Genomic DNA, 26,271 nt, shown 5'->3' on the forward strand with positions numbered 1-26,271 from the left:
GTGACAAAAGAAAAAAAATCCTTTCATTTACACATGCTTTCTGATGCAACGGGGGAAACATTAATCTCTGTTGGAAGAGCTGTCGCATCCCAGTATACAACGTATCAGGCAACAGAGCATATCTATCCTATGATTCGTAATAAAATACAGTTAGAAAAAGCTCTTGATGAAATAAAACAAGAGCCAGGTATTGTTCTTTACACAATGATTGATGAAGAACTTAAACTTCTCCTTCAAAAAATATGCAAAAAAATAAAAATTCCTTGTATTGATATATTGCACCCTGTTTTAAATGCTTTTCAATCTTATCTTGGAACGCCAACACATTTACGTGTTAGTGCACAACATGATCTCAATGCAGATTACTTTCGCCGTATTGAGGCACTGGATTTTACAATAGAACATGATGATGGACAGTCTTCTAGTAACTTATTTGAAGCAGATGTTATTCTTGTAGGAATCTCAAGAACCTCTAAAACGCCAACAAGTATCTATTTAGCAAACCGCGGAATCAAAACAGCCAATGTTCCTCTTATTCCTAATATTGATTTACCAGAATCTCTTTTAGAGGCAAAAAATTCTTTAATTATTGGTTTAATCGCTTCAGCTGAAAGAATCTCACATATTCGACAAAATAGAGATTTAGGAGAAGGTTTTGCTTTTGATAATTATACGAATCGTATAAACATTGCTGAAGAATTAATTTATGCAAAACGTATTTGCGAACGTTTTGGTTGGCCTGTTATTGATGTTACAAGGCGCTCTATTGAAGAAACTGCTGCTGCAATATTTGAACTTTTATCACGATTTCGTGAAGAAAAATAAGAGAAGATTCTCATGAACGCGAGTGTGTTAATATTAGCATCTCTTAGTTCTTATCGTGCGCAATTGTTGAAAAAAGCAGGTTTAAATTTTTTGATTGAAGGAGCTTCTTTTGATGAAAGAGAAATAGAAAAAACGGCAAAAGAAAAAACACCTAAAGAACTCAGCTGTTTTCTTGCCAGTGCAAAAGCAAAAAATGTTTCAGATCGTTTTCCTGATGCCTTCGTTATTGGTTGTGATCAAGTACTTGATTTGGAAGGTCAAGTTTTTCATAAAGCAACAAATATGAAGGAAGCACATCAACGTTTATGCAAGTTATCAGGAAAAATGCATTCTCTTCATAGTGCGGTAGCCTTATTTAAAAATGGTCAAAAAATTTGGGTTGAAGCTTTTAGCGCACATATGTCCGTACGTTTACTCTCATCAAAATTTATTGAATGTTATTTAGCACGTGTAGAAAAAGATGTTTTAAACAGTGTAGGAGTCTATCAAATTGAAGGAGAAGGAATCCATCTCTTTGAAAAAATTGATGGAGATTTTTTTACCATTGTTGGTTTACCTTTGCTCCCTCTACTTACAAAATTACGTTATTTAGGGGTTATTGATGGTTGATTTAACAATAGAAAAGACGAAATACCCCCGCGCTTTTGTTGTTGGTTCTCCTATTCATCATTCAAAATCGCCAAGAATTCATAATTTTTGGCTTAAACAATATGGTTTACAAGGTGAATATCTTGCACAGGAAGTAACCTCTGAAAAATTCAATCATTTTATTACTTCTTTTAAAAAAATAGGCTTTTGTGGAGGAAATGTTACTCTACCGCATAAACAGGAAGCTTTTCGTCTAGCAGATTATAAAGATAAAACAGCAACAATAATTGGTGCTGCTAATACACTTTGGTATGAAGGAGATAAACTTTGTGCCACAAATAGTGATACCTATGGTTTTAGTGCTAATCTTGATGATTTTGCATCTGATTGGGGAGGGGAAACAGCTCTTGTTTTTGGGGCAGGTGGCGCTGCACGCGCTATCCTCTATGCTTTAAAAGAACGCGGATTTGAACAGATTTATTTAGTTAACCGTACAAAACAACGTGCTGATAATTTAGCCCAGCATTTTGGAAAAAACATTAAAGTCTACGATTGGCATAAAATCCATGAAATACTTTATCAGGCTGATTTGATTGTTAATACAACTTCCATCGGTATAAAAAATCCAGAAGAAAAAAGTGATTCTTTTTTTTGTGATTTTCATAAGGCGAAAAAAACGGCATTAGTAACAGATATTGTTTATACACCCTTGATAACCCCTTTTTTACAACAGGCAAAATCTTGTGGTCTAAAAACTGTTGATGGGCTTGGGATGCTTCTCCATCAGGCTGTTATAGGTTTTGAACGGTGGTTTGGAGTAAGACCACAGGTAACAAAAGCGTTACGGACAGCTATTTTAGAGGATATGAGTGAAGAAAGAGAATGAAGATCATAGGATTAACGGGATCTATTGCTATGGGAAAATCAACGGTTGCTGATTTTTTCAAGCAAGCGGGTATTTCTGTTTTTAGTGCTGATGAGGCAGTACAACAGCTTTATAAAAGTGAGCCAGCTTTGTCATGCATAGAGCGTATTTTTCCTGGTGTTGTTGAAAACGGTGAAGTTAATCGTTTAAAACTTTCTGAAATTTTGATTGATGATAAGGAAAAATTACAAACATTAGAAAAAATAATTCATCCTCTAGTGCAAGAAAAAGAAAAAGAATTTATTGATACAGCGCGTGATCAAAGAGAAAAATTAGTTATTCTTGATATTCCTCTTCTCTTTGAAAAAAATGGTGAAAATCGTGTAGATAGCGTTATTGTTGTTTCTGCTCCGCCAGAAATACAAAAAGAACGTGTAATGATTCGCCAAGGTATGAATGAAAAAAAATTTGCCTTTATCAATGCTCAGCAAATGCCAGATGAAAAAAAACGAGAGCGTGCTAATTTTATTATTGATACAGGGAAAGATTTAGAAAATACACGTCAACAGGTTTTTGATGTGATAAAAGAGTTACTAAAGAATTGAAGTCATGCGGGAAATTATTTTTGATACAGAAACGACAGGTTTAGATAAAGAGAAAGATCGCATAATCGAAATTGGTTGTGTAGAAATGGTTGATCGTTATCTTACAGGATGCCAGTTTCACGTTTATTTAAACCCTGAAGGCGTTATTATTCCTGATGAAGTTGTAGCAATTCACGGATTGACCAATGAACGCTTAAAAAACGAGAAAAGTTTTAGTGATATTGTTGATGAATTTTTAGAATTTATCAATGGTGCAACTATGATTGCACACAATGCGAGTTTTGATATAGGTTTTATTAATGCAGAATTAAAACGCGTCAATAAGCCGCTTATCAGTGTTGATAATATTATTGATACATTGGCTATGGCACGGCGTAAATTTCCCATGGGTCCTAATTCTCTTGATATTTTATGCAAACGTTTTGGAATTGATAATAGCCATCGTGTTCTTCATGGAGCTCTCCTTGATGCAGAGATTTTAGCCGACGTTTATATTGAACTGATTGGTGGAAAGCAGGGCGTATTGGGGTTTGATAACAAAAGGAATCTTGATGAACATATCCAAAATGATACAGATATGTCTTATGCAGTTAAATTTCGTCCACAGGCTTTACCTTCAAGATTGAGTGCACAAGAAAAAAAGTTACACGCTGATTTTATCAATAAAATGGGTGAAAAAGCTTTGTGGAATACCTTCAAGATTCATGAATAATACCCCTATCTTTTCTCTAAAAAAGTCACTTAAGATTAAAAATATAGACGTCAAAAAAAACGGTCGTTGTGGGGAGGGGAACACCACAACGACCTTGTCGCTACATCGTACCTCAGCTATCATAGGAGGAGCAAAATGAAAGCTATTAATCCTGTAACAGCAAAGAAAAGCTCTAGGTACGTAATATAAAGTGTAACGACTTCATGTCTTATGAAAAGAAAAAATGGCTTTTTAGAGGCAAAATGAAAAAAATTAAAATAAAAGTGAAAAAAACATATAAGGGTAATGTGTTTTTTTAGCTGAAAAGGAGAAATAAAATTGTCATGAAGGCAACAGATCATCTTTTGTTGGTTGATGGATCAGGCTATGTTTTTCGTGCTTACTATGCTTTACCGCCTTTAAAACGTAAAAAGGATGGGCTTCCTGTGGGAGCAGTAGCTGGTTTTTGTAATATGTTATGGAAATTACTTTGTGATGCTCGTAACACAGCGACAGGTATTGTTCCAACACATTTTGCTGTTATTTTTGATTATTCATCGGATACTTTTCGGAAACAAATTTATCCTCAATATAAAGCGAATCGTGTTGATCCTCCCGAAGATTTAATTCCTCAATTCGCGTTAATACGCCAAGCAACAAAGGCTTTTAATTTGCCTTGTATTGAAAAGGAAGGCTTTGAAGCGGATGATTTGATAGCGACTTACGCACAATTGGCAACAAAGGTTGGTGCAAAAACAACCATTATCTCTTCTGATAAGGATCTTATGCAACTCGTCAATAAGCATGTATCCTTGTATGATGGAATGAAAGATAAGCATATAGGTATCTCAGAAGTTATAGAAAAATGGGGTGTTACCCCTGAAAAGATGATCGATTTACAAGCGTTAATTGGAGATTCGACGGATAACGTACCGGGCATTCCAGGTATTGGACCAAAAACTGCTGCTCAGTTGTTAAATCAGTTTGGTTCTCTTGATCTTTTGTTGCAACGTGTGACTGAAATTAAACAAACAAAACGACGTGAAAATATACAAGCTTATAGTGAACAGGTTAAAATTTCTCGTGAACTTGTTAGGCTTAAAACAGATGTTCCTATAGACAGTGATTTAGATGATTTTATTTTAGAGCCACAAGATGGACCACGCTTAATTGCTTTTTTGAAAGCGATGGAATTTTCAACGTTAACACGTCGCGTGGCAGAAGAGACGACATGCGATGCAGCTGTTATTGATGCACTTGATGTAGATGTTGAATGGGAAAAATTAAGCCATGGGCATGATACTGATATCAAAAATATTGAGAAAACATCACTTCATAATTTTTCTGAAAATTCTCCACAAGTTTTTGCACAAAAACGTAAAGATCAAGCACTAACTCAAAAAATTACAAGAGATACTTATACAACAATTCTTGATGAGGAAATTTTAAAAGAGTGGTTATCACAAGCACAAGAACAGGGTTTTTTCGCTTTTGATACTGAAACAACATCTCTTGATCCAATGCAAGCAAAGCTTGTTGGTTTTTCACTCGCATTACAGCCGGGAAAAGCGGCCTATATACCTCTTGAACATTTTGAAGGAAAAGAGGACCTTTTGAAGGGTGGGCGCATTGCCTCGCAGATTGAGACCCGAAAAGCTTTAGCACTTTTAAAACCGCTATTAGAAGATTCAGCAGTGTTAAAAATTGGTCAGAATATAAAATATGATTGGTTGGTGGTGAAGCAATACGACATTGTGATACGTTCTTTTGATGATACCATGCTTTTGTCATATGCTTTGGATGCTGGAGCTTTAACCCATAATATGGATGATTTATCTGAACGTTGGCTTGAACATAAACCAATTGCCTATAAGGATTTAACACATAACGGAAAAAAAATTACTTCTTTTGCACAAGTAGATTTAAAACAAGCAACTCTTTATGCGGCAGAAGATGCCGATATAACGCTGCGCCTTTGGCAAGTATTGAAACCGCAACTTGTCGCTCGGGGGATGACAAAAATTTATGAGCGTCTTGATCGCCCCCTTGTAGAAGTTCTTGCAAGAATGGAAGAACGTGGGATTCTTGTTGATCGGCAGATTTTATTGCGTCTTTCAGGAGAATTGGCGCAAGCTGCTTTGATTTTAGAAGAGGAAATTTACAAACAAGCTGATGAAAAGTTTAATCTTGCTTCGCCAAAGCAATTAGGGGATATCCTTTTTGACAAAATGGGATTGCCTGGAGGTGCCAAGACCAAGGGTGGACAATGGTCAACTTCTGCACAGACCTTAGAAGAGTTGTCGGCTGAAGGTCATACTTTACCACGTAAAATTATTGAGTGGCGCCAACTTGCAAAGCTAAAATCTACCTATGCCGATGCTTTGCCTTCTTATATTTTACCAAAAACAGGGCGTGTTCATACGAATTATTCTTTAGCAATAACATCAACAGGGCGATTATCATCATCAGAGCCAAATTTGCAAAATATTCCAGTACGAACTGCTGAAGGACGTAAAATTCGAACAGCTTTTATTGCTCCCAAAGGCCATGTTTTGCTTTCTGCTGATTATAGTCAGATTGAATTACGCATTCTTGCACATATTGCGGATATAAAAGCATTAAAAGAAGCTTTTGCTAAGGGTCATGATATTCACGCTATAACGGCGTCACAAATGTTTGGCGTTGCGATAGAAGGAATGCATTCAGATATACGACGGCGTGCAAAAGCGATTAATTTTGGTATCATTTATGGTATTTCAGCTTTTGGTTTAGCCAATCAATTAGGAATTTCACGCCAAGAAGCAGGTCGTTATATTCAACTTTATTTTGAAAGATTTCCAGGAATTAAAGATTATATGGAAAAGACCAAAAGCTTTGCGCGTGAGAATGGTTATGTAGAAACAATTTTTGGACGTCGTATCCATTATCCAGAAATAAAAGCAAAGAATGTAAAAATTCGTTCTCTTAATGAGCGAGCAGCGATCAATGCGCCAATACAAGGTTCTGCGGCCGATATTATTCGCCGTGCTATGATACAGATGGAAGATGCTTTAAAAGAAGAAAATCTATCAGCAAAAATGTTGCTGCAAGTACATGATGAACTGATTTTTGAAGTACCAGAAGAAGAGAGTAAAAAAACTATGGCTGTTGTTAAAGATGTCATGGAAAATGCTACAATGCCGGTTTTATCTTTGTCTGTACCCCTTGAAGTGAAAGTCATGACGGCTCAAAATTGGGATGAGGCACATTAACTTTTTTCATTTATTTTTAAGGATATTCATCGCATTGGCAAGATTAAGATAGGCTTTGATCGGTAAATGATCTGAGGCAATGCGCGCAAGTGGTGAATAGTGGTTTTCAAGATTTGTTACCAATTGGTGAGGAAAGGCAAAAACGCGATCAAGGGCTAAAAAAGGAAAGCGAGAGGGAAAGCTTGGTACAACTTTAAGTGTGCTATCAAAATAGGGATAAAAATGGTTTAAAGATGAGCCTTTTCCCATTCTCCATTCATTAAAATCTCCAATGAGGAGTGTAGGCATAAGGGAGCGTTTTTGCAAAATTGTAAGGAGCATTTTTGTTTGTTTTTTACGAGAATAACGCAGTAAACCAAAATGAGCTGCAATAATACGAATAGGACCTGCTTCCATTTCCAATTCTACAATGATGGCTCCACGTGGTTCAATACTAGGAAGAGTGACTTGCAAGATGTCACGTACATATCCCTTTCGCAAAAAAAGAGCATTCCCATGCCAACCATGACCATGAGGTGACATAGTATTGAGAGGCACAGGGATCAAGCCGGTCTCAGCTTTTAACAGCTGAAGATTAATCAAACCAATGCGTTCCCCAAAACGTTTATCTGCTTCTTGAAGAGCAAGGATATCAACTTGTAATTCAGTAATAACACGAACAATCCGTGTAGGATTAAAAATTTTATCAACACCTACACATTTATGCACATTATAAGAAGCAATGGTCAGATCATAATGATTATTTGGGTTGAGGATATTGGATTGATGATGAGAGCAGCTATAGATTGCCTTTAAAAGGGAGTTATGGAGCTTTTGTTGGATAAAATCGCTAAACCTAGGGAATTTTTGCTTGTAAGGTATTTTTGACATTTTGCGAAAAGAATAGTCCTTAGGAGGCAAAGGGTAAAGACTTACACTAAAAACAAAAGAACCTTGTTTCCAAAAGAAACAAGGTTCTTTCATTAAGCAATGATTTTTTAAAATCAATCACGATTTGAACCAAGAAATTGTAGCAAGAAGACAAACATATTGATGAAATCAAGATAAAGACTCAACGCACCCATGATAACTTTACGCCCTCTGGTGTCACCTTCATCTCCTTCGTAATACATCAATTTAATGTTCTGAGTATCGTAAGCTGTTAAACCAGCAAAGATAAAAACACCAATAACGGAGATAGCAAATTGCAAAGCACTTGATCCAAGAAAAATGTTCACAACCATAGAAAGCAATAAACCAATCAATCCGATAAATAAGAATGAACCAATTGCTGTAAGATCACGCTTTGTTGTGTATCCATAAAGTGAAAGAGCTCCAAAAGTTGCAGCAGAGATGACAAAGGTTTGTGCAATACTTTCTGTCGTATAACGCAAAACGATAGAAGACAATGAAAGCCCAACCAGAGCAGCATAGCCCAAAAAGAGACTACGAGCAGCATTCGTACTCAATGTATTAATTTTAAAACTGAGGAATAAAACTGCAATGAGTGGTGCAAACATAACAATATAAGCGAATGGCGATGTATAAAATGTTACTCCAAATGATGTTAAATAAACACTGCTATTGATCTGAGCTACTGCTTGGCTCATATCTGTTGTCGTTGCTAATGACACAATCGCATAAGCGGCAGCAGCTGTAATAAGCAAACCAATGGCCATTGTATTATAGACACCCAACATATAGTCGCGCAATCCCTGATCAATTGATGCATCAGCGTGAGAAGCAGGCGCTGAACGTAAATTTTTAAAATTAGCCATAATATAAAATCCTTTAGCATATGTTCCGTCAGGTATCGGTTTTTTTAAAGTGTCTCTTTCATCGCAGAGACAAGTTTCGTACAAGCTTTGATTTGGCGAATACAAAAAACCTCCAGAATCACTGGCGGAATTCCAGCATATTCCCCTTTATTATGGAGATTTATTTAAAAATTACAAGAGATTTATCGAAGCAAAGAACCTTACAAATTGGTAAGGAAAAGGTTCATTTTTATGAAAAATATTTCCGTTTTTTTGCCATATTTTTGCAAGATAACAAAGACGATACCAAAATTTTTTTTATTCACAAAAAAACTATAATTTCACCTAAGAAATATCTATCTTTACGCTTATGAAGGATTGAGCCGGCATCATCGTTATATTTATCAACTTTTAATATTGCAACAGTCCTTGGCAATTTAGACAATATCTAAAAATGAAATTAAAGAGAGTTTTTAGCGAAGCTAAAGAAAAGTACTGTAAGAAATGATATCTGTAAAAACTAAAAAACATACGAGAAGCAATTGCTCTAAGCAAATAAATAGAATTTTAAATACTGTAAAATATTTTCATATCATGATGTTATAGAGGACATATGGATAAAGAGATATTGATTTCTATTTGAAGTCAGTTCTTTTGTATTGAGCAAAGATAGAAATGTAAAGATGAAAAGAAAATAACATTTCATAAAGAACAATATGTGAAACAATTAACCGGAAAAATGAATCAGGAAAAATCAATTTGTAATCAGACTTATGATGGTTAAAAATTTCTGTTTTTTTGAGGCGATGAGAACATCAATGAGAAGATGTGTGGTTGGAATCGCGTTTTGCTTTCATCCAAGTACGTAGTTCTTCAATAAGGATGACAATAACACCGAGAGTGATAAAACTATCTGCAAGATTAAAAATAGCAAAATAAAAAATATCATCAATATAAAAAAGTATGTAATCAGTGACATGATGAAAGCGAATACGATCAATAAGGTTACCGATTGCTCCCCCAATAATAAGGACAAGACCGAAGCGCATTAAAAATTTATTGTCTTCAGTATTTTTCCATAACCATAGAAGAAAGATAATTACAATGATTGTGATAGCAATGATTCCCCAGTGAGAAAAGGAAGAAAAAAACGAAAATGCAATGCCAGAATTACGCACATGATAAAGGGAAAGGAAAGGAATAAGAGGGATTTCTGTTCCTAAAGGCATATTTTGCATAACCCAATACTTAACAGCTTGGTCAAGTCCTGCTGTAAGGGTCAAGCCAAGGAGAAGAAAAAGGAGTGATTTACGGATCATATTTTTCCTCACATGGTTCCAATGTTAAATAAGGGCGACGGATTTCATAAAGCATAACAGCTGTTGCTATAGCCAGATTAAGCGAGTCGGCGCGTCCACTTTGTGGAATACGCGCAAGTTTATCACACCGATTTGTCAGAATATCTGATAACCCCTGTTTTTCATTTCCCATTAAAAGGATGATAGGACCATTTTTCAAATCAAGTTTACGATAATCTAAAGATCCTTTGAGATGCGTGCCAACGATCATGCCTTTAAAGCAAGAAGACCAGTTTAAAAAGGCGCTTTCATCAAAACGATAAAGGGGTATGGAGAAAATAGACCCCATGGTTGCACGAACTGTTTCAGGCGAGAAAGGATCTGTTGTTTCGCCAATTAAAATAACACCTTTAGCACTGACAGCATCAGCAGTACGAATAATGGTCCCTAGATTTCCGGGATCACGCACACGATCAAGCGCGATATAAACATCTTTAGCTTGTCCGGTTATCATTTCAAGAGATTGCCATTTTTGTTTGAAAATACCAATAACTGTTTGTGGATTATCGCGTCGAGTCAGTGATTCCATAACCTTTTGTGAGGCTTTGATAACAAAACCACCATTGGCTACAGCGCGTGCAGCAGTATTTTCGATCGTAGCATTGCCTATTTCGCTTTTGGAAAAAATAAGCGTTTGTATTGTCCAGCCGAGATTGAGAGCATCAATGACCAATTTCAATCCCTCTGCCATGAAAAGACCCTCTCGATTACGGTTTTTCTTTTGGCTCAGTGCCTTAAGATCTTTTATGATGGGGTTGCTAAGAGAGGTAATTTCTTTCACTCTACCAGTTTTGGGTCCACACATATTCAAGTAATCCAACGGCTAAAAAGAGAAGTAGAAAGGGCGCGCCCTGCAATTTCTTCACGTAAAATGAGTTCTCCTGATTCGACTGTACCACCAAGATTTACAAATGTATCGCGCATTAAAGCATGAAGTGCAAAGAAGGAAGCACGAATAGAATAAGCTGTAAGGACAACAGAGAGCGGTTTATCAGAGAGAAGGTTACGACAATTTGTGATCATTGCTGGTAAATGATCAAACAGTTGCCAAACTTCGCCATGGGGTCCTCGCCCATAAGCTGGGGGATCAAGAAGGATCATATCGTAGCTTTTTTTGCGACGCAGTTCTCGCTCGACAAATTTTACAGCATCATCGCAAATCCAGCGAATAGAATGCTCTGGTAGCCCTGCTCTTTCCTGATTAGCTTTTGCCCACACAATGGCTTTTTTAGAAGCATCAACATGGGTAACGTTTGCACCCGCTCGTGCTCCAATCAAAGAGGCAACACCTGTATAGCCAAAAAGGTTCAATAATTTTATAGGACGTGCGGCTTTAACAATTTGTTCTTCCATAAAGCGCCAATGGGCATCTTGTTCAGGAAAAACACCTACATGACGAAAGGAAGTAAAGCGACCTAGAAAAGACAGTCCATTCCAAGAAAGTGGCCATGTTTCATCAAGTGGCTTTTTAGGAAAATGCCAACGACCAACCCCTTCTTCATCAAGGTTTCCTGTGAAAATAGCATCAACATCAGCCCATTGTTTTTGTGTTAAAGCGGGTTTCCATAGTGCTTGACCTTCTGGTCGAATAATTCGATAATCTCCGTAACGCTCTAATTTTTGTCCATGACCAGAATCAATAAGAGCATAATTTTCACTCATACCTGTCTCTAAAATAAGAGGCAGCTTTTCCTGCGGATATCTATTATTGTGAGGGGATTGAAAACATTGTGCAGGCATATTTTGTATCATGGATATGAGGTATTAAAAAATTACACTATAAAGCTCTTAAATGTTTCGTAAAAGCGCAAAAGAGCTAAAATAAATTAAAATACGTATAGAAAAAAGGGTACTTTTAAACTCTGTATTGAATGTAAAACACAGAGAGAAAAAGATTTCATTAAAATACCATTACACCAGATTTGTGATAGACGTTTTCAATTTCTCGATCTCTGCTTCACTTTTTTTGAGAGCTTTTTTGCATTTGTGATAGGAAAACCAACGGATCAGATTTCCTAATAAAATACCAAAACCAAAGAAAATAAAGAGCCATATAAAGAGGGGAGCATGATAAGTAAAACTTTCAGAATTTTCTCGAAAAGGATCAAGGGTTAACGGAACCATTTGACGATTAGCTACGATAAAAACAAACAAAAACGCTGTGAGAATCACACTGATACTTGTTAGAAGAATATGTTTAATAATCATAAGTTTCTCACTGATTAAGACGGTCACGTAAATCTTTGCCAGTTTTAAAAAAAGGAATCCACTTTTCATCAACAGCAACGGCTTCACCTGTTCGTGGATTACGCCCATTACGAGCTGAACGGCTTTTTACAGAAAAAGCTCCAAATCCACGAAGTTCAACACGATCGCCATTTGCAAGTGCTGTTGAAATTTCTTCAAAAATAGCGTTCACAATATTCTCCACATCCCGTTGAAAAAGATGCGGATTATGACGAGCAATAATTTGCACAAGCTCTGATTTAACCACGATAGCCTCACTTTCACACAAAAAACTTTCTTATAATTGTGCACTGCATGCATATTACAATATATAAACGGATAAAAGCAAAATAAAACCAAGAAAAAACAAATTTCAAGAAACAAAATTTGAAAATACCTCTTATAAAGGTTATACAGGTTAAAAATGCGGAATATTTAAGAGATTAGGAGAGTATGTCCGTACACAATCATTATGAAGTCTTTTCAACGCAATCATCTGTTGGAGATGTTTTTAAAAAAGCATCCCAGCATTCGCGTCGTATTAGCCTATTAAAAATTTTTTTACCCCTCTCAGCGTTAGTTTCAGCGTTGATTTTTTGCTGGTTTACGTTTTTCTCAGTTCCTCACGTTACTTCTAATCCTATTCCTTTGAATAATGAAGAAAGTGAAGTGATGAATTTGACGATACTCAATCCAAAATTAGAGGGGTATACACGTGCTCATGAACCTTATTGGCTTAAAGCAGAAAAGGCATTTCAAGATCATACACGCTCTGGAATAATTGGACTACAAAACATTACAGCGAAAGCATCTATGGGTCAACAAAGACAGATTTTTCTCGCAGCACAAGGGGGCGTTTACGATAACATTAATGGTTTTTTACAGTTGGATAAGCCATTCACCATTACGACGAATGATGGAATGATGGCACAATTTATGTCGGCTGATATTAATTTATCTGAGGGACAGTTAAAAACAGATCAATATGTTAATATTCAACGAGCCGGTTTTCATCTTGCCGCCAATGCCTTACAAATTCGAGAAAAAGGAAAAAACATGTATTTCCATGGTGGTGTGCATTTAGTGCTTCAAAAGCAATAACGCAATATCAATACGAATCTTTAAAAGATGTTTAAAAGAGAAGCATGTGACTATACAGACAGAAGAATTGAAATAATGAGATCATACAAAAGATGGATAGGTATGACGTTGGCTTTTAGCATGGGAATGTTAGGAGGAGGAACGGTTTTAGGATATGCTGAAGGGACCCATTTGGGAATAAGTTTATCAAACGACAAAGAACCGGTAGAACTTCACGCAGATTCTTTAGAAATACGTGATAAAGAAGGGATAGCGCTTTTTAAGGGTGATGTTTCAGTTATGCAAGGTGAACGTCTTTTACGGACGGCAAAGTTAGTTGTTTACTACGATAAAGCACATAAAGAAACGGATAAAAACAAAGAAGATACAAAAGCATCATCTGTTGCTTTATTGGGTTCGTCGGGCATAAAAAAAATGGAAGCTGTCGGAAAAGTTTATATAAAAATTGCTACGCAAATTGCTACGGGTGATAAGGGCGTTTTTGATGGAAAATCAAAAATGATGAGTTTGACAGGGAAGCATGTTGTGTTAAAGGATGGTGACAATGTGGCAACGGGGTGCAAACTAACGGCAAATATGGAAAGCGGAAAGGCTTTTTTAGAAGGTTGTGAGACGACTAATAAAAAAGGACGTGTTTCTATTATTTTTAAACAAAATCAAAAGAGTGGCCATTAAGATTTCATGTTTGGAATCAAAAGAAAAAAACAGACAGATGGGTACAATCTTGCAAGCGAAGCTTCAAAAAAGCGCTTAAAAGGGACTTTGATTGCTAGTCATTTGATTAAAATTTATCGAGGAAGACCAACAGTCAATGGCGTTTCTTTTGGCATTCGTACGGGAGAAGCCGTTGGCATTTTAGGTCCCAATGGGGCAGGTAAAACAACTTGTTTTTATATGGTTACAGGGCTCATAAAATCTGATGGAGGGTCTATTAAAATCGATGGATTTGATATTACGCATCTTCCGATGTATCGACGTGCGCGTTTAGGTATTGGGTATCTCCCGCAGGAGGCCTCTATTTTTCGTGGTCTTTCAGTAGAAAATAACATTAAAGCTGTTTTAGAAGTTGTTGAAAAAGACCGCCTTAAACAACGTGAAGAGTTAGAGAGCCTTTTACATGAATTTAAAATTGATCATTTACGTAAAATGTCTGCACTTTCGTTATCTGGGGGTGAGCGTCGACGACTTGAAATTGCGCGCGCTTTAGCTTCTCGTCCTCATTTTATGTTACTTGATGAACCATTTGCAGGAATTGATCCTATTGCTATTTTTGATATTCAGCAGCTTATTCGTCATTTAACGAAGCGTGGCATTGGTGTTTTAATAACAGATCATAATGTACGCGAGACATTAGGACTTGTCGACCGCGCTTACATCATTCACACCGGCAAAGTGTTAGTTCATGGTCGTCCTCATGATATTATCAACAACGTTGATGTTCGCAGGATTTATTTGGGAAATCAGTTTTCTCTATGATTTTACAGCTTTCATGCGTTTCCATTTAAGTTTAACAGAAACAACATGGTCGTCACAAACGCTATTTTAAGTAATCAAACACATTCCAAAAGAGGTAGATGAGATTTCGTTGTGATTATTAATAGGGCATATTATCAATATATATTCCTATTACAGAAAAAAGGTAATTGTTCCTTTATTGTAGAAACTATGATGATGTTTTAAAAGGCTTTAAACCAATAAAAGAATGCGACTTTAGGATAAAGTTTGTTAATTGGGGTATGCAATAAGATTTTTTCTGGTGGTTGTATTTTTTACATTATTATTGAAAATCTCCTTATTTAGGCCAAAACTTCTTTTATGAGTGTAATCTAAAAAAATTTATTGAGAGGTGCAAAAGGGTTCATCACTATAAGATGAGTTTATTGTTTTATTGTTTTAGCTTACTCATGATTGTATCGTAGAAAAGATATCACTAGATTAACGCGATAATGAGTGATAAACGATGCTGTAAATAATGCGTGTGTTATTGAAAGGTGAGAGATATTCGTCATGTTTTCTTTGTCGAATCAAAGAACATATCGCTGATGCTGTTTTGGGTATTTTGATTGGAGCATCAGTTATACCAGTTATATATTTTGTTTATTTAAGAGGGATTGTCGTGTTTTATTGGTCTATATGGTGTATTTAAATATTTAAAATAGGAGCGCGGCGATGGATATTAGGCTAAATCTATAAATCTTTTAAAATAATCATTAAATTTCCAAAAGCCTTTAGATTCTTGTTATAAGGTTTTGTTTAAGCTATACAGTAATTCTCAAACTAAAGGTCTATTTTGCTCAATATGCTTCTCATTCTATTAAGAACTTATTTTTAAAGAAAGAAAAAAATCTAATGGGGAATTATACATTAACTCTTGTGACAAGTTTAATAAATTTATGAATAATGCTCTTTTATAGTGTTTTAAGGAAATTAATTTTATGAACAACTTCGTCTCTTTTTTTCTATTCTCATACTGTTAATGAGGAGCTGAACACTATTTATTGTTCTGTTAAAAATGATATGAGACGTATTAAGCCATCACCCGTTATAAATTGAAAAATAAAAACACATGCGATGTTGCGAAAAGTGAAAGAACTTTAAGATTCGACACCGTTTATAGGTTTATTGGTGAGCATTTGAGCGTGTAAGAGGAAAATTAAAGGATGAATTTGAGTGAGTTAATAGCACCGGAAGCAATTATTCCGGCTCTTAAGGCTAATTCGAAAAAACAAGTTCTGCAAATTTTAGCCGAAAAAGCGTCTAAGCTGACAGGTCTTAGTGAGCATGTAATTTTTGATATTGTTTTACAACGCGAAAAGCTTGGTTCAACGGGGCTTGGCGGTGGTATTGCGATTCCTCATGGAAAATTACCTGATATTAATCGGATTATTGGTATATTTGCACGTCTTGAAAGTCCTGTTGATTTTGAAGCTCTCGATGACGAACCTATAGATCTCGTTTTTCTTCTTTTAGCACCTGAAAATGCTGGTGCAGATCACTTAAAAGCTTTATCACAGATTGCACGTGTTTTGCGTCATGCTGATGTTGTGCAAAAATTGCGCAATACGCATAATGCCAATGCACTTTATGCTTTATTGATTCAAACTTCAGAATCAAATGCAGCTTAAAAGGGATTAATTGAGTGTATAAATTGCGGGGTATACACCATAGAGGGTAGAAATAATATAATTTGTATCTTAAAGGGCTGATAGAAAAAGATTACGTTATGCAATTTTAAAAAATCGTTTCTAAGCGAACCCTTTTTAAAAGAGCAAGCAACAAAGACAAAGTACTTATTTTTTATTGTTCTCATATTATATTAAAGCACCCAATCATTATGCTCTTGAATTCTTTTATCCTTTTATGCTGTAAAACAATAGCATGTGAAGTATGATGATATAAGGCATGTAAGTTTCCTTAATACATTAAGTGCTTTTTAGGATACCTCGTAAATATTCTTAAGCAGGACTTGTTTGTAGAATTCCATGAATTGAAAGACAAGAGGAGCACGCTCAACAAAAACCGAATTGTTGACAGGTCAGATGGGGTTAAGAATCTTCGTCCTTTGAAGGCGAGGAAGAGATCAACTATTTTAATAGATATGGTTTAGATCGCAACTGTTGTATAGAACTCATGCTAAAAAACAATTTTGTACAGTATGAATGAAAATGATAGCTTTAGGTTGGGTGAAAGAGTTTTATAGAAAGATTTATTCAATGATGCTTTAATTGATTAAAATGTTGTTTAAAAACAATAATGTAGATAGTTTAGAGCTGCTGTAGAAAAAAGTTTTATATTTTTATTTATAAATTACTTAAAAATAAGATAAGAAAACGAGACAAAAGAATTCTTCATAAGTTTTTGTAACAGGAAGGAAGATATTCTCTAATGCATTAACAATATGGTTAATCTTGTGTAAGCGGTTAAAATCATTTTAGAAATTAATAATTTGAGATGAGATATAGGGAAATAGTTTCATAACAAACAAAGTTGCATATCTTTATTGAGACAGGATCGAAAGTCTCTATGTTTTATGATTAATATATTGATAATATTTGATTATTTTTGCAAGATATTTTTAATATTATGAAAAGGCAATATCAGGACGATATTGAATACGAGGTATGAATACACTATAATGAATGAAAGGTGGGGTATCTTACGGACATACATGTATTGAATGTTTAGATTTGATAAATGATATTCACAAGGCTATGAAATTTCTTTTAGAGTGCAGGGTGTATTTTCAAAGTTTTGCAGCAGATTAAAGAGAACGTTTTTTATGCAAAAACGAAATGAGTGATATAAAATCAAAAATGTTGTTTTTTTAATGTGATTATTGAATAAAAAGTTCATATTTTAGTAACGACTAAAAGGTCACAATGGAACGTGAAAATCTGTTCTGATTGCTGTGAAAATATTTTGTTTATTGAAGGAATTAGGATAATTACACGTGAGTATCGAGAAGTTTTTATTTGAACTTTTCCAATGAAGAGAGTCTTGTTAAAGATTAAAGAAGTGAGCTAAATGAAGATGTTTAAAAAGACTGTTATTGCTGCATCTGTAATGGTTCTTGTTACAGCTGGGGCGGCGTATGCACAAACGCCAAGCCGTTTAAATCAATTTGAAGCGTGGGGAGCCTATTCTTATAAATCGTCCCAAAATACGATTTGCTATGTGTTGTCTGTTCCTTTGAAGGCTCTTCCAACGACGGTTAATCATGGTGATAATTTTTTCTTAGTTACCAAGCGTTCTCAATCGCCTCTTTCGTTTGAACCGCAGTTTATGGCTGGTTATACGCTTCAAGAAGGGTCGAGAGTGACAGTGACCATTGGAGATAAGGACTTTGATTTTTTCACGAAGGATTCCTCAGCTTGGTTGGCGTCATCAGAGCTAGAAAAACAGCTTGTTTCTGCTATGCGTGCTGGAAACAATATGACAGTGCAAGCAATATCAAAACGGGGAACGCATACCACCTATACTTATTCCTTAAAAGGGGTCACTGCTGCCTTAAATGCAGCTCAAAAGTGCCATTAAGGTTTTGATAACTTCTAAAATAGTGATGTAAATTGGAAAGCAATGGCTATTTCCTATGATCTTAGACCTGTTGGTTCATGTCTAGAACGAAAAACAGATAATATTGTTGTGAAGGAGAGTTCTAAACTCTCTTTAATTGGATTATCGCAAGATGAGATAGTGCAAGCTTTGAAGACTGTTGGTGTACCAGAGCGTCAAACGCGTATGCGTGCACGTCAGCTTTGGCATTGGCTTTATGTACGTGGTGTTTCAAATTTTGATGAAATGCTGAATATTTCTAAAGTAATGCAGGAAACACTTAAACATCATTTTTCCATTGCGCGTCCGGAAATTGTTGGAGAACAAATATCAAAGGATGGTACACGTAAATGGCTCTTACGTTTTCCAGCACGTGGGGCTGGAAGGCCTGTTGAAATTGAAACGGTTTATATCCCTGAAGAAGGACGTGGTACTTTATGTCTTTCATCGCAAGTAGGGTGTACGTTAACCTGCTCTTTTTGTCATACGGGAACGCAGATGCTTGTTCGCAATTTGACCGCGGAAGAAATTTTGGCACAATTATTGGTTGCACGTGATTGTTTGGGTGATTTTCCTGATAAGAATACCCCTGATGGGGCAATTGTTCCTGTTGAAGGACGCAAAGTTACCAATATTGTTATGATGGGAATGGGAGAACCTCTTTATAATTATGAAGCTGTAAAAAAAGCTTTATTGATTGCTTCTGATGGCGATGGGCTTTCTTTATCAAAACGTCGGATTACGCTTTCAACCAGTGGGGTTGTTCCTGGAATTATTCGCACTGGGGAAGAAATTGGTGTTATGTTAGCAATTTCACTCCACGCCGTACACGATACAGTAAGGGATATGCTTGTTCCGATCAATAAAAAATATCCGCTTACTTTGTTAATGGATGCTTGCCGTAATTATCCTGGTCTGTCTAATGCAAAACGAATCACATTTGAATATGTTATGCTGAAAGATATCAATGATAGTTTAGATGATGCTAAGCGATTAATTCAGTTATTGAAAGGGATTCCTGCTAAGATCAATTTAATTCCTTTTAATCCGTGGCCAGGGAGTAATTATCAATGTTCTGATTGGGAGCAAATCGAGCGTTTTGCTGATGTTGTTAATCAAGCAGGCTATGCTTCTCCTATTCGCACACCGCGTGGACGCGATATCTTAGCTGCATGTGGACAGCTTAAATCGGCTTCAGAGCGCTTACGGAAATCTGAACGTTTGAAACTTGAAAATGCCATTGGTCATTAGTTAACGCAATTTTCAACGATATAAAGCCTGTACTTTTTTCCGTAAATCAACATATAAACCTCGTATAAAATAAGCATGTGTGAGACACAGATTAATATGGATAAGTGCGAGATGAACAGCCTCAGCTTTTATGGGGGCAATGGAGGAAAAGATATTGCATAAAGTCTGTCTACATAATCCCTGAAATGAGGATGCAACCTCATTTAGAGGAAAGCCTCAAGGGTTACTCATTTCCACTTCACTCTCATATTCCTTACTTCAGCTTAAAAGCATTGACGATAATATATTTAAAAGAGTGAAGATGTATATTGTCCCATGCTTTTGTTTATTATATTTTTTAATAAAATTACGTTTCACATGCGAAACAGAGGGGCTAAGATATAAACACCATTGTGTTGTCCATTGACATGTTTTTTTAAGTACCTTTTAGTGCGCCCCCCATTTCACGACAATACTTGTAAGGAGTATAACAACAAGCTTCTGTGAAATACATGATATATCCATATTTTTTAACTTTTAATATTGTAACAACTTTTGGTATTTGAGACAGTTCATAAGAAATATTCTTTTCTTAGATAGTTTTTATCCACATAACAATTCAAGCTTTTCTTGTGATACGCAAGGGAAAGCTATTGTTTAATTCAACATAAACAGATTTAAAATGAGAGCGTTTCACAGTATCTAGAGTCCTCATTTAAATTAAAAACGATAAATTATACCTTATAAATCAATTTTTTGTAACGATAAGAAGATGGAGGGCAAAGCTGGTAAAGGTACCAGCAATAAGCCAGTCGAGAAAGCGAAGATAAAGGGGGTTTTGTTTAAGGGTCTTGGTAAGTTTATGTGCTGTAAAAATGACTGAAATTGTAATAGGAAAAGAAATAGGAATATAAGAGAGTCCCAAAAAGAGTAGTTTTTGTGTTGCCATAGGATCATTCGCATTGATAAATTGTGGTAAGAATGTGGCGTTAAAGAGTATGACTTTAGGATTGAGAAGATTAATTCCAATACCAGCAAGATAGTTACGTTTAGAGCTTTGAGATTTAGAAGATGTTGATTCAAAGGAAAGTGTGGGTTTTTTCCGTAACGCTTGAAAGGCAAACCATAAAAGATAAAAGGCGCCCACAATTTTCAGAAGAACAAAAGCGTGTGGCGCAGCAAAAATAAGCGCTGATAAGCCAAGCGCTACGGCGGTAACTTGAATGGCAAATCCTGTTGCACTTCCCAAGGCACACATAATTCCAGCTTTTTTGCTTTGTGTAATGGTTCGTCCTACAGAAAGCATCATATCAGGTCCTGGAATAAGTGCTAAAATCAACGATGCTAAAGCAAATTGTACAACAATAGACCACTCCGGTAGAAATGACACGTCAATCTCCTCTTATTTTTAAGTAATGTTCATTATTTATACTTTGAGGCGTCTTTATTTATGCTTTTTGAGTCTTTTTAATGTTGTTTAAAGAGAATTTATTTTTATATTTCTTGCATCGTTTTAATTTTTTAGAAAAAAAGAGCAATTCGTATAGAGCGTTAGAATGAAAAAGTGGCAAAATATTAGAAAAGTTGTTTTGGCTTATTCGGGGGGATTGGATACGTCAATTATTCTCAAATGGTTGCAAAGTACGCTAGACGCTGAAGTTGTAACTTTTACAGCGGATTTGGGGCAGGGAGAAGAGTTAGAGCTTGCTCGTCGTAAAGCTGAAATGCTCGGTGTTAAAGAAATCTACATTGAAGATTTGCGTGAAGAATTTGTGCGCGATTTTGTTTTTCCGATGTTTCGAGCCAATACCGTTTATGAAGGGGCTTATCTTTTAGGAACGTCAATTGCACGTCCACTTATTTCAAAACGCCTTATTGAAATTGCTAAGGAAACAGGGGCCGATGCCATTGCTCATGGAGCAACAGGAAAAGGCAATGATCAGGTACGCTTTGAGCTTTCTGCTTATGCACTTAATCCTGATATAAAGATTATTGCACCATGGCGTGATTGGGACTTTAAGAGTCGGACAGATCTGTTTGAATTTGCGCGTATGCATCAAATTCCTGTAGAAAAGGATCAGCAAGGCGAAGCACCTTTTTCCGTGGATGCAAATTTATTACATTCTTCATCAGAAGGAAAGATTCTAGAAAATCCAGCACTTCCTGCTCCTGAATATGTCCATATTCGTACTCTTTCACCGGAAGATGCTCCCGATCAGGCAACCAGAATCACTCTTGGCTTTAAAAAAGGCGATGCTGTTTCAATCAATGGAAAAAATTTATCTCCAGCAACGTTACTTGCAGAACTAAATCGTTATGGGCGGGATAATGGTATTGGTCGGTTAGATTTGGTAGAAAATCGTTTTGTAGGTATGAAATCGCGGGGTTTTTATGAAACACCAGGTGGAACCATTCTTTTAGCAGCGCACAGAGCTATAGAATCTTTAACGCTGGATCGTGGTGCAGCGCATTTGAAAGATGAATTGATGCCACGTTATGCAGAACTCATTTATTATGGCTTTTGGTTTTCTCCCGAACGTAAAATGTTGCAGGCAGCGATTGATTTATCTCAAGAACATGTCGAAGGTGAAGTCACGTTAAAGCTTTATAAGGGGAACGTGATTGTTGAAGGGCGCCAAAGCAAAAAATCACTTTATTCGAGTGAATTGGTAACGTTCGAGGATGATCAAGGTGCTTATGATCAAAGAGATGCAACTGGTTTTATTAAATTAAATGCTCTACGTTTGCGTACATTAGCAAGGCGTTGTCAAGGGAATCAAGAAAAGAAATAAAAATTACTTTGATAAGTATCATGTGGGTCAGTACTTTTGTATGAAACGCTTAACTTAAGAATTTTTATCTGTTGGTTTTTATAGTTCTTTCGTTCAATGTTAGAATCTTCGCTTTTTTGCGAATAACCATAATAAGCAAGATCCACGAAAATAATAATGAAGGCTCTGATAATCAAAAAAAGACAATTTTTCTTTATAATCTTCAATGTTTTTTATTTCACTCGGAACGAAATATGTTTACAGCGAGGGTGGTTTTTGTATTTTGACCAAGAGTATAAAGAAATTTACATCTTTTTGCTTGCTATTATTGACGAATAAATTCAAGAACCATACACCCTATTTTGAAAGAGTATAATTTTTTAGGATAAATAACGATGCGTAATCAGTGTGACGCCCTTAGCCTTACGCCTGAATTAAAGGATGCGGCTGCTCAATCGAGAACTTGGCCATTTGAAGAAGCACGTAAGATTATCAAGCGGTATGAAAAGACGGGTTATCCGGACAGTGTAATATTTGAAACAGGTTATGGACCTTCTGGTTTACCGCATATTGGGACTTTTGGGGAAGTTGCACGTACAACCATGGTGCGTCATGCCTTTCATATTCTTACAGAGAATAAAGTAAAAACAAAGTTGCTTTGTTTTTCTGATGATATGGATGGTTTGCGCAAGGTTCCTGAAAATGTGCCTGATCGCGAGAAGATGGAACATTATCTTGGTCAACCGTTGAGCCGTGTACCTGATCCTTTTGGGGATGATTATCCTTCTTTTGGAGTGGCGAATAACGCACGTTTACGGGCTTTTCTTGATCGTTTTGGTTTTGATTATGAATTTGCAAGTGCGACGGATTATTACAGTTCCGGTCGTTTTGATGAAACACTTTTAAAAATCCTTGCTTGTTATGACAAGGTAATGACAATTATTTTACCAACATTGGGTGAAGAGCGACAGGCGACCTATTCTCTCTTTTTACCGATTTCTCCTTTTTCTGGAAAAGTATTACAAGTACCGATGATTGCGCGGAATGTTGAAAAAGGAACGGTTACTTATATTGAACCTGAAACAGGAGAAACTATAGAAACAGAGGTTACAGGGGGCAAGGTTAAGTGTCAATGGAAGGTTGATTGGGCTATGCGCTGGACAGCGCTTGGCATTGATTATGAAATGGCAGGAAAAGATCTTATCGATTCTACCAATCTTTCTTCTAAAATTTGTAAAGTACTAGGTGGAAAGCCTCCAGAAGGATTTAACTATGAACTCTTTTTGGATGATAAAGGGCAGAAAATTTCCAAATCCAAGGGAAATGGCTTAACCATTGATGAATGGCTTACTTATGCTCCAACAGAGAGTTTAGGGCTTTATATGTTTTCAAAGCCCAAGACAGCCAAAAGGCTTTATTTTGATGTTATTCCCAAAGCTGTGGATGAATATTATGCGCATCTTTCCGCCTATGGTCGCCAAAGTTGGCAAGAACGGCTTAATAATCCTGTATGGCATATTCATAATGGTTGTCCACCGCAGGTTGATTTACCTGTACCTTTTGCGTTGCTTTTAAATTTGGTAAGCGCTTCAAATGCAGAGAATGCAGAAGTTCTTTGGGGGTTTATTTCTCGTTATGCTAAAGGAGCCAATGCGCAAACTTATCCAGAACTTGATCAATTAGTGAAGTTTGCCATTAAATACTTTGATGTTTTTGTGAAACCAAACAAAAAGTTTCGTATACCAGATGACAGCGAGCGCGCAACATTAGCACAAATTGATGAAAAATTAGCCAATTTTTCTGAGGCTGTTGATGGCAACACACTACAAAATACACTTCTTGATGTTGCACGGCTAACGGAACGCTACCAAGATCATAGCAAAAAGAGTCCTGAAGGTGGTCCTGGTGTTTCCAATGTCTTTTTTCAAATGCTCTATGAGGTCCTTTTAGGACAAGAGCGAGGTCCGCGATGGGGATCATTTATAGCGCTTTATGGGATTAATGAAATGCGTGCACTGATTGCCGAAGCATTGGCACGACCTATGGAGGAATAATGGAACGAAGAGTCCAGGAAGTAAAGCGACGCCGTACATTTGCGATTATTGCTCACCCAGATGCTGGGAAAACAACATTGACGGAAAAGCTTTTATTGTTTGGTGGTGCTATTCAACTTGCAGGAGAAGTAAAAGCCAAAAAAGATCGTATTCAAACCCGTTCTGATTGGATGAATATTGAGCGTGATCGTGGTATTTCTGTTGTGACTTCGGTGATGACGTTTGAATATGAAAATCATATTTTTAATCTCCTAGATACCCCTGGTCATGAAGATTTTGCGGACGATACCTATCGTACGCTTACAGCTGTTGATAGCGCTATCATGGTATTGGATGGCGCCCGCGGGATTGAACCTAGAACACTAAAATTGTTTGAAGTGTGTCGGATGCGGGATATCCCTATTGTTACTTTTATCAATAAAATGGATCGTGAGGCGCGTGATCCTATAGAGCTTTTAGATGAAATTGAAGAAAAACTTGCGCTTGATACCGCCCCCATAACATGGCCTATTGGGACGGGTAAAGATTTTGTTGGTACCTATGATCTTCATCATAACCGTTTTCGTCAAAAAGATGATGAGATAACACAGCGGATCGTTTCAAATCCCAATGAGCTTGTCCATTTACTTCCAGAGTATCAACGTTCAACTTTTCTTGAAGGAGTAGAACTCGCTCAAAGTGTTTGCAAGAATTTTGATCTTCAAGCTTTCCGTGAAGGTCATATGACTCCGGTTTATTTTGGTTCAGCTTTACGAAATTTTGGTGTTCGTGATTTGATCAATGCGCTTATTGATTTTGGTCAAAGTCCCCGTGATCAAAGTGCAGATCAGCGCAATATCATAGCAACTGAACCTAAAATGACGGGATTTGTTTTTAAAATTCAAGCGAATATGGATCCTAATCATCGTGATCGTATTGCATTTTTTCGCGTCTGTTCCGGAACACTTGAACGCGGTATGAAGACAAAGTTGGTCCGAACAGGAAAACCGATGACGCTTTCGGCTCCACAATTTTTCTTTGCGCGTTCACGCCAAATTGCTGATCAAGCCTATGCGGGTGATATCGTAGGGATTCCTAATCATGGAACGTTGCGTATTGGCGATACTCTGACTGAAGGAGAAGATATTCTCTTTAAGGGAGTACCCAATTTTGCACCAGAGATTTTGCGTCGTGTTTGTTTGGGCGATCCAATGAAAGCAAAAAAGCTCAAAGAAGCTTTGCAACAAATGGCTGAAGAAGGGGTTGTGCAATTGTTTATTCCAGATGATGGGTCGCCTTCTCTCATTGGTGTTATTGGAGCTTTGCAAATTGATGTTTTAAAAGAACGATTGAAAATAGAATATTCTTTGCCCGTGAATTTTGAGTCTGCGCGTTTTAATTTATGCCGTTGGATTTCAGCGCAGAGCAAAGATGCGTTGCAAGAGTTTCTTAACAATCACCGCTCTGCTATTGCGTACGATTTAGAAGGTGATCCAGTTTTTTTAGCGGAGAACCATTTTTCATTGAATTATGAAGCAGAAAGAGCTCCTAAAATAAAATTTTCTGCTTTTAAAGATTATCAAGTACGCTCTTAACATAAAGAAGAATCTTTTATATAACAATTTGGTTGATAATGATTTTTCACATTGAGTTGGAGATTTAAATATTGTTATTTTTTTCTGAAAACAATGGCGTATGTAAAGAACACTTTCAGATTTCATTATAGAAAGAGAGAGGTAAATTTAATTTTTATATTCAATAAGTTATAATATATTTATAACGCCTTTTAAAATTTTAATATTTTTTTATAGTGCCTCTGTGAGTTAGAAAACAATCTGTCGCCAATTCTTCATTGAAAAATATCAGACAAGCTTTAATATATTTTTTCACGATGGCTTAAGACAAGGTCGTATATTTAAGTATTTTGAATATAAGCTCA

General features: G+C 36.3%; 23 protein-coding genes. 15 read left to right on the forward strand and 8 right to left on the reverse strand.

Annotated elements, in window-relative coordinates:
* The 6 genes from BTR_RS00095 (at position 1) to polA (ending at position 6,825) form a co-directional block, all read left to right on the forward strand.
* Positions 1-825 (forward strand): pyruvate, water dikinase regulatory protein, encoded by an 825-nt coding sequence (locus BTR_RS00095; RefSeq protein WP_012230249.1) that lies wholly within the window; start codon positions 1-3, stop codon positions 823-825.
* 12 nt (positions 826-837) lie between these two features.
* Positions 838-1,434: a Maf family nucleotide pyrophosphatase gene (locus BTR_RS00100; RefSeq protein WP_012230251.1), complete on the forward strand. Its 597-nt coding sequence runs from the start codon at positions 838-840 to the stop codon at positions 1,432-1,434.
* On the forward strand, positions 1,427-2,299 hold the full coding sequence (locus BTR_RS00105; protein WP_012230253.1) for a shikimate dehydrogenase: 873 nt from the start codon (positions 1,427-1,429) through the stop codon (positions 2,297-2,299). Before BTR_RS00100 ends, BTR_RS00105 begins: the two co-directional genes overlap by 8 nt.
* Positions 2,296-2,883, forward strand: a complete 588-nt coding sequence (gene coaE / locus BTR_RS00110; RefSeq protein WP_012230255.1) for a dephospho-CoA kinase — start codon at positions 2,296-2,298, stop codon at positions 2,881-2,883. Before BTR_RS00105 ends, coaE begins: the two co-directional genes overlap by 4 nt.
* A gap of 4 nt (positions 2,884-2,887) precedes the next feature.
* Positions 2,888-3,595 (forward strand): DNA polymerase III subunit epsilon, encoded by a 708-nt coding sequence (dnaQ, locus tag BTR_RS00115; protein WP_012230257.1) that lies wholly within the window; start codon positions 2,888-2,890, stop codon positions 3,593-3,595.
* A 323-nt stretch (positions 3,596-3,918) separates the two neighbouring features.
* Positions 3,919-6,825, forward strand: a complete 2,907-nt coding sequence (gene polA, locus BTR_RS00120; RefSeq protein WP_012230261.1) for a DNA polymerase I — start codon at positions 3,919-3,921, stop codon at positions 6,823-6,825.
* Between the two features lie 6 nt (positions 6,826-6,831).
* Here polA and BTR_RS00125 read toward each other — a convergent pair whose 3' ends face one another.
* The 7 genes from BTR_RS00125 to ihfB all read right to left on the reverse strand — a co-directional run bounded on the left by BTR_RS00125 (position 6,832) and on the right by ihfB (position 12,413).
* The gene (locus tag BTR_RS00125; protein WP_038474396.1) at positions 6,832-7,695 is read right to left on the reverse strand and encodes an endonuclease/exonuclease/phosphatase family protein; all 864 of its coding nucleotides are present in this window, start codon (positions 7,693-7,695) and stop codon (positions 6,832-6,834) included.
* A gap of 113 nt (positions 7,696-7,808) precedes the next feature.
* Positions 7,809-8,582, reverse strand: coding sequence for a Bax inhibitor-1/YccA family protein (locus tag BTR_RS00130; protein WP_012230263.1), 774 nt, complete (start codon positions 8,580-8,582; stop codon positions 7,809-7,811).
* Positions 8,583-9,376: 794 nt separating this feature from the next.
* The gene (lspA, locus tag BTR_RS00140) at positions 9,377-9,880 is read right to left on the reverse strand and encodes a signal peptidase II (RefSeq protein WP_012230264.1); all 504 of its coding nucleotides are present in this window, start codon (positions 9,878-9,880) and stop codon (positions 9,377-9,379) included.
* Positions 9,870-10,724: a TrmH family RNA methyltransferase gene (locus tag BTR_RS00145; protein WP_012230265.1), complete on the reverse strand. Its 855-nt coding sequence runs from the start codon at positions 10,722-10,724 to the stop codon at positions 9,870-9,872. The genes lspA and BTR_RS00145 overlap by 11 nt, the downstream gene beginning before the upstream one ends.
* A 2-nt stretch (positions 10,725-10,726) precedes the next feature.
* The gene (locus BTR_RS00150; protein WP_038474399.1) at positions 10,727-11,659 is read right to left on the reverse strand and encodes a class I SAM-dependent methyltransferase; all 933 of its coding nucleotides are present in this window, start codon (positions 11,657-11,659) and stop codon (positions 10,727-10,729) included.
* Positions 11,660-11,830: 171 nt separating this feature from the next.
* The gene (locus BTR_RS00155) at positions 11,831-12,127 is read right to left on the reverse strand and encodes a LapA family protein (RefSeq protein ID WP_012230269.1); all 297 of its coding nucleotides are present in this window, start codon (positions 12,125-12,127) and stop codon (positions 11,831-11,833) included.
* 7 nt (positions 12,128-12,134) lie between these two features.
* Positions 12,135-12,413: an integration host factor subunit beta gene (gene ihfB / locus BTR_RS00160; RefSeq protein WP_012230270.1), complete on the reverse strand. Its 279-nt coding sequence runs from the start codon at positions 12,411-12,413 to the stop codon at positions 12,135-12,137.
* Between the two features lie 185 nt (positions 12,414-12,598).
* Here ihfB and lptC point away from each other — a divergent pair, with 185 nt between their 5' ends.
* From lptC to rlmN, 6 genes are all read left to right on the forward strand, one after another.
* Positions 12,599-13,246: an LPS export ABC transporter periplasmic protein LptC gene (gene lptC / locus BTR_RS00165; RefSeq protein WP_012230275.1), complete on the forward strand. Its 648-nt coding sequence runs from the start codon at positions 12,599-12,601 to the stop codon at positions 13,244-13,246.
* A 75-nt stretch (positions 13,247-13,321) separates the two neighbouring features.
* Positions 13,322-13,921: an LptA/OstA family protein gene (locus BTR_RS00170; protein WP_171815225.1), complete on the forward strand. Its 600-nt coding sequence runs from the start codon at positions 13,322-13,324 to the stop codon at positions 13,919-13,921.
* Between the two features lie 6 nt (positions 13,922-13,927).
* Positions 13,928-14,722, forward strand: coding sequence for an LPS export ABC transporter ATP-binding protein (gene lptB, locus BTR_RS00175; RefSeq protein ID WP_012230280.1), 795 nt, complete (start codon positions 13,928-13,930; stop codon positions 14,720-14,722).
* Positions 14,723-15,906: 1,184 nt separating this feature from the next.
* Positions 15,907-16,371 carry a PTS IIA-like nitrogen regulatory protein PtsN gene (gene ptsN, locus BTR_RS00180; protein WP_012230282.1) on the forward strand — a complete coding sequence of 155 codons (465 nt, stop codon included), beginning with the start codon at positions 15,907-15,909 and terminating at the stop codon, positions 16,369-16,371.
* 1,405 nt (positions 16,372-17,776) lie between these two features.
* Complete coding sequence (locus tag BTR_RS00185; protein WP_038474405.1) at positions 17,777-18,280, forward strand: invasion associated locus B family protein; 504 nt, start codon at positions 17,777-17,779, stop codon at positions 18,278-18,280.
* 42 nt (positions 18,281-18,322) lie between these two features.
* Positions 18,323-19,549 carry a dual-specificity RNA methyltransferase RlmN gene (gene rlmN / locus BTR_RS00190; protein ID WP_012230287.1) on the forward strand — a complete coding sequence of 409 codons (1,227 nt, stop codon included), beginning with the start codon at positions 18,323-18,325 and terminating at the stop codon, positions 19,547-19,549.
* Positions 19,550-20,276: 727 nt separating this feature from the next.
* On the opposite strand, the gene BTR_RS00195 is transcribed toward rlmN, so the two are convergent.
* Positions 20,277-20,918 (reverse strand): LysE family translocator, encoded by a 642-nt coding sequence (locus BTR_RS00195; RefSeq protein ID WP_012230294.1) that lies wholly within the window; start codon positions 20,916-20,918, stop codon positions 20,277-20,279.
* A gap of 166 nt (positions 20,919-21,084) precedes the next feature.
* Between BTR_RS00195 and BTR_RS00200 the strand changes: the two genes are divergently transcribed.
* The 3 genes from BTR_RS00200 (at position 21,085) to BTR_RS00210 (ending at position 25,927) form a co-directional block, all read left to right on the forward strand.
* A complete protein-coding gene (locus BTR_RS00200) occupies positions 21,085-22,320 on the forward strand; it encodes an argininosuccinate synthase (RefSeq protein WP_012230295.1) in 1,236 nt (411 codons plus the stop codon).
* Between the two features lie 374 nt (positions 22,321-22,694).
* The gene (locus BTR_RS00205) at positions 22,695-24,353 is read left to right on the forward strand and encodes a lysine--tRNA ligase (RefSeq protein ID WP_012230297.1); all 1,659 of its coding nucleotides are present in this window, start codon (positions 22,695-22,697) and stop codon (positions 24,351-24,353) included.
* Positions 24,353-25,927 (forward strand): peptide chain release factor 3, encoded by a 1,575-nt coding sequence (locus BTR_RS00210; RefSeq protein WP_012230299.1) that lies wholly within the window; start codon positions 24,353-24,355, stop codon positions 25,925-25,927. The genes BTR_RS00205 and BTR_RS00210 overlap by 1 nt, the downstream gene beginning before the upstream one ends.
* The last annotated feature ends 344 nt before the right edge of the window (positions 25,928-26,271 follow it).

It is taken from the genome of Bartonella tribocorum CIP 105476, assembly GCF_000196435.1.
Taxonomy (GTDB): domain Bacteria; phylum Pseudomonadota; class Alphaproteobacteria; order Rhizobiales; family Rhizobiaceae; genus Bartonella; species Bartonella tribocorum.

What these genes read in the sequence shown, in the direction of transcription:
- BTR_RS00210 (WP_012230299.1), top strand. Translation starts at nt 24,353, where the DNA reads ATGGAACGAAGAGTCCAGGAAGTAAAGCGACGCCGTACATTTGCGATT.
- BTR_RS00205 (WP_012230297.1), top strand. Translation starts at nt 22,695, where the DNA reads ATGCGTAATCAGTGTGACGCCCTTAGCCTTACGCCTGAATTAAAGGAT.
- BTR_RS00100 (WP_012230251.1), top strand. Translation starts at nt 838, where the DNA reads ATGAACGCGAGTGTGTTAATATTAGCATCTCTTAGTTCTTATCGTGCG.
- BTR_RS00145 (WP_012230265.1), bottom strand. Translation starts at nt 10,724, where the DNA reads ATGTGTGGACCCAAAACTGGTAGAGTGAAAGAAATTACCTCTCTTAGC.
- BTR_RS00125 (WP_038474396.1), bottom strand. Translation starts at nt 7,695, where the DNA reads ATGTCAAAAATACCTTACAAGCAAAAATTCCCTAGGTTTAGCGATTTT.
- dnaQ (WP_012230257.1), top strand. Translation starts at nt 2,888, where the DNA reads ATGCGGGAAATTATTTTTGATACAGAAACGACAGGTTTAGATAAAGAG.
- BTR_RS00130 (WP_012230263.1), bottom strand. Translation starts at nt 8,582, where the DNA reads ATGGCTAATTTTAAAAATTTACGTTCAGCGCCTGCTTCTCACGCTGAT.
- rlmN (WP_012230287.1), top strand. Translation starts at nt 18,323, where the DNA reads ATGGCTATTTCCTATGATCTTAGACCTGTTGGTTCATGTCTAGAACGA.
- BTR_RS00155 (WP_012230269.1), bottom strand. Translation starts at nt 12,127, where the DNA reads ATGATTATTAAACATATTCTTCTAACAAGTATCAGTGTGATTCTCACA.
- BTR_RS00170 (WP_171815225.1), top strand. Translation starts at nt 13,322, where the DNA reads ATGAGATCATACAAAAGATGGATAGGTATGACGTTGGCTTTTAGCATG.
- lptC (WP_012230275.1), top strand. Translation starts at nt 12,599, where the DNA reads ATGTCCGTACACAATCATTATGAAGTCTTTTCAACGCAATCATCTGTT.
- lptB (WP_012230280.1), top strand. Translation starts at nt 13,928, where the DNA reads ATGTTTGGAATCAAAAGAAAAAAACAGACAGATGGGTACAATCTTGCA.
- BTR_RS00200 (WP_012230295.1), top strand. Translation starts at nt 21,085, where the DNA reads ATGAAAAAGTGGCAAAATATTAGAAAAGTTGTTTTGGCTTATTCGGGG.
- BTR_RS00185 (WP_038474405.1), top strand. Translation starts at nt 17,777, where the DNA reads ATGTTTAAAAAGACTGTTATTGCTGCATCTGTAATGGTTCTTGTTACA.
- lspA (WP_012230264.1), bottom strand. Translation starts at nt 9,880, where the DNA reads ATGATCCGTAAATCACTCCTTTTTCTTCTCCTTGGCTTGACCCTTACA.
- BTR_RS00105 (WP_012230253.1), top strand. Translation starts at nt 1,427, where the DNA reads ATGGTTGATTTAACAATAGAAAAGACGAAATACCCCCGCGCTTTTGTT.
- polA (WP_012230261.1), top strand. Translation starts at nt 3,919, where the DNA reads ATGAAGGCAACAGATCATCTTTTGTTGGTTGATGGATCAGGCTATGTT.
- ptsN (WP_012230282.1), top strand. Translation starts at nt 15,907, where the DNA reads ATGAATTTGAGTGAGTTAATAGCACCGGAAGCAATTATTCCGGCTCTT.
- coaE (WP_012230255.1), top strand. Translation starts at nt 2,296, where the DNA reads ATGAAGATCATAGGATTAACGGGATCTATTGCTATGGGAAAATCAACG.
- BTR_RS00150 (WP_038474399.1), bottom strand. Translation starts at nt 11,659, where the DNA reads ATGCCTGCACAATGTTTTCAATCCCCTCACAATAATAGATATCCGCAG.